The sequence below is a fragment of the Streptomyces sp. NPDC102402 genome (genome assembly GCF_044765765.1).
Classification (GTDB): Bacteria; Actinomycetota; Actinomycetes; order Streptomycetales; family Streptomycetaceae; genus Streptomyces.
The window spans coordinates 1-3,405 of the sequence record NZ_JBIWKR010000042.1 but is presented as its reverse complement, the minus strand read 5'-3'; the positions used below and the strand labels follow the sequence as shown (position 1 = coordinate 3,405).

At 70.0% G+C, this 3,405-nt stretch carries 4 protein-coding genes; 3 read left to right on the top strand and 1 reads right to left on the bottom strand.

Going from position 1 to position 3,405, the window contains the following annotated elements:
* On the top strand, window positions 1-109 hold a 109-nt coding region (locus ACIRJR_RS37060; RefSeq protein ID WP_403789183.1), incomplete at its 5' end, for an adenosylhomocysteinase.
* Between the two features lie 124 nt (window positions 110-233).
* On the top strand, window positions 234-866 hold the full coding sequence (locus ACIRJR_RS37055) for a hypothetical protein (RefSeq protein WP_403789181.1): 633 nt from the start codon (window positions 234-236) through the stop codon (window positions 864-866).
* A gap of 85 nt (window positions 867-951) precedes the next feature.
* Here ACIRJR_RS37055 and ACIRJR_RS37050 read toward each other — a convergent pair whose 3' ends face one another.
* Window positions 952-1,938, bottom strand: a complete 987-nt coding sequence (locus tag ACIRJR_RS37050; protein WP_403789179.1) for an RDD family protein — start codon at window positions 1,936-1,938, stop codon at window positions 952-954.
* Between the two features lie 118 nt (window positions 1,939-2,056).
* On the opposite strand from ACIRJR_RS37050, the gene ACIRJR_RS37045 reads away from it, so the two are divergent.
* Entirely contained in the window at window positions 2,057-3,064 is a 1,008-nt protein-coding gene (locus tag ACIRJR_RS37045) for a stage II sporulation protein M (protein WP_403789177.1), read from the top strand.
* Window positions 3,065-3,405: the final 341 nt, after the last annotated feature.

Here is a 3,405-nt window from a genome sequence, read left to right as displayed (position 1 = left end):
CCACCTCGACGCGCTCGGCGTCAAGCTGACGACCCTGCGCCAGGAGCAGGCCGACTACATCGGCGTCCCGGTCGAAGGCCCGTACAAGTCCGACCTCTACCGCTACTGAGCCCGCTGCCGGCCGTCGGCCGGCAAGGCTCTCAGCAGCAGGTCCGAGCGCAGGCCCCCGCACCCCCGTGCCGGGGGCCTGCCCCGTACCGCACCCGCACAGCCCGAGGAACCCGAAGGACCCCATGCCCCGCGGCCGTTATTCGCTCCACGATCTCCACGACCACACCCCCCTCGGCGAAGAACACTTCCACTGCGCACCCGGCCCCTCCGGCTGGCGCTATGTCTCCCAGACCACGGCTCCCTCGGGCGCCCACCTGGGATCCGTCGATCTGGCCCTGGACGAGCTCGGCCGTCCCATCCGCCTCGCGCTGCACGCCTCGAGCTGGCAGATCCGCGGCGCCGCCCTCGACGGGGTCACCTGGGTACGGACCGACCCCACCGGCGCCCACGCCACCGAAGGCAACGTCCGCGCCCACGCCTTCTCCGGTACGTCCCCCGCGTTCCTCGTCGCCACGGCCCGGCTCCTGCGCCTCACCCCCGATTCCCCCTCGGCCCGCGTCCGTCTGGTCACCTTCACGGACCCGGTTCTCGCCCCTCGCACCGTGGACCAGTCCTGGTCCCTGCTGAACAGTGAAGCGCACGCCACTGACAACGGGCCGCTGATCGTGGACGAGTACCAGGTCAACGCGTTGGACACCGGTGATCAGCACGCCGTCCACATCGCGGGTGACGTGGTGCTGGCCGCGCCGGGAATCGAGCTCGAGCACCTTGAATCCCCACCCTCGGCGATGTCCCGCCAGACGGACGGGGGCTGATCGGGCCCAGGCGCAGCGCGGACGTCCGGACGGGTACGCGCGGACCTTCCGACGGGCAGGAGCAGGCGGTGGGGCGGGGAGCGGATCAGGCAGGCGGCGCGAATCCCGTCGCTGCCGGGCCGGGCCCTTCCGCACCGCCCCTGTTCGGGGAGGCCGCCGCGGGAGCGCCTCCGTCTCCCGGCCGGACTCCGGCCGCCGGCAACCCGGACAGTCCCCTGTCCGCGGGTGCGGCGACGGGTGCGGTGACGGGTGCAGGTGCGGACGCGGGTGCGGTGACGGGTGTGGCTGCGGCCGAAGGCATCGGTGCCCGACCGCTCCTGTCCGCCGACGAGGTCACCCGGCGCACGTCGCGTGCCTGCCGCTCGTTCACCACCGCCGCCAGATAGGCAGCGGCCGGCACCCCTCGCGGCGCGGGAACTCCCGTGCACGCGGCAAGATCCGAGGCGAGTCGCTCGGCCAGGGACCCGCGCACCCCGGCGTCGAGCTGGTTCATCCGCGTCAGGAACTGCCGTATCGCCAGCCAGAGGCCGTCCGGGACGCCCGAGAGGTCCAGCTGCGCGAATCGTCCGGCGAGCCAGGGCGGTGGCGGCGGCACGGCAAGCGCCCGGCCGGCCGGCACCCGCTCCCGTACGACCAGCGTCCCGGCGAACACGTCACCGAGCCGGCGGCCGCGGGCCGAGACCAGGGAGGCGATGCAGCCCACCACCCCGAAGGTGCCCAGAATCTCGACCATGCCCATCGCCCCGCGCACGAGTGCGTGCCGGAACCGGATCGGCCCACCGTCGTCCCGCACGACGCGAAGCCCGCAGGCGAGCTTCCCCAGCGAACGGCCGTGGCTGAGCGTCTCGACCGCCACCGGCCCGCCCACCAGCACCAGCAGGAACATGGCGACGGAGATCGCGGCGGTGGCCGCTTCGTCGAGCGTCACCGTCGCCACGGCCAGACCGGCTGAGAGCAGCACGAACACGGTCATAAGAACCGCGAGATCGATGGCTATCGCCAACGCCCGGCTCGGCAGCCTCGCCGGCCGCAACCCCAGTACGACCGCGTCCCCGGTCACGAGCTCGTTCATCGCCACCCACTCCTCGCCGCCCTTCCCTGCCCCTCGGGACCACAGTCTGCCAAGCTGACCCGCAGCGCACCGCCGTAGTACGGACCCGTACGCACCATGCCTGGAGCAGCAGCCGACCATGGATCTCGACGTCTTCGTGACCACCCACCGGATCGAGTGGGACCGCCTGGACCATCTCCTGCACCGAGGGCGCAGCCTGACAGGCGAGGAAGCGGATGAACTCGTCCTCCTGTACCAGCGCACCGCCACCCACCTGTCCATGATCCAGTCCAGTGCCCCGGACCCCCTGCTGACCGCACGGCTCACACAGCTCGTGGCCCGCGCGCGCTCCACCGTGACCGGGACCCGCCGCGCGTCGTGGCGCGACGCCGCTCGCTTTCTGACCGCCGGCTTCCCCGGGGCCGTCTACCGGTCGAGGCATTGGTGGATTCCCACGGCGGTGCTTTCCGTACTTCTGGCCGCAGTCATCGGCTGGTGGATCGGCACGCACCCGGAGGTCCAGGCATCGATCGCCGCTCCGGAGGACCTACGCGCACTGACCCGCCCCGGTGGCGAGTACGAGACGTACTACTCCAGCCACCCGGCCGCCTCGTTCGCCGCCCAGGTCTGGACGAACAACGCTCAAGCGGCGGCCATATGCCTGGTGCTGGGCGCCTTCCTCTGCATACCGGTGATCTGGATCCTCTTCGTCAATGTCCTCAACCTCGCCGTCGGAATCGGCCTGATGTCCTCCGCCGGCCGTCTGGACACCTTCCTCGGCCTGGTCCTGCCGCACGGGCTGCTGGAGCTCACCGCGGTCTTCGTCGCGGCCGGCACCGGCCTTCGTCTCGGCTGGACGGTCATCGACCCGGGGCCGCGTAGCCGGCGTTCGGCCCTCGCACAGCAGGGCCGGGCCGCGATCGGCATGGCGATCGGACTGGCGCTGGTTCTCTTCGTATCCGGCGTGATCGAAGGCTTCGTCACCCCGTCAGGCCTTCCCACCTGGGCCCGGATCACCATCGGCGTCGTGGCTGAGCTGGCCTTTCTCCTCTACGTCTACGTCCTGGGAGGTCGCGCCGCGCGAGCGGGGGACACGGGTGACCTGGATATGGCGGAGCGGAGCGCGGAACTTCCTTCCGCAGCATGAGGAGCGATGTGCGCTGTGGGCTGCTGACCTGCTAGTCTCCTCTTCGCCCACAAAAAACCGTTGACACGGTTCGCGTGGGGAGGTATATTTTAACGGTTGCAACCGAGCTGGACAGGCTCGACTGGAACCGACTAAGGTTCATCTCGCTCGTGCAGGGGACGTGATCCCCGCAGAGCCGATCGATTCTTCTCTTTCAAGCAGTCAAGCCGGATTCGCTTCGGCCGAATTGCTTCTGATAAAGTCGAGTCAGCCGAAAGGCAAAGGCCACTCCACAGGCCGCCGGAATCAAATTCGGACCGGAAACGGAACGGAAAAGAGTCTGGTAAAGTTGGAACCGCCGG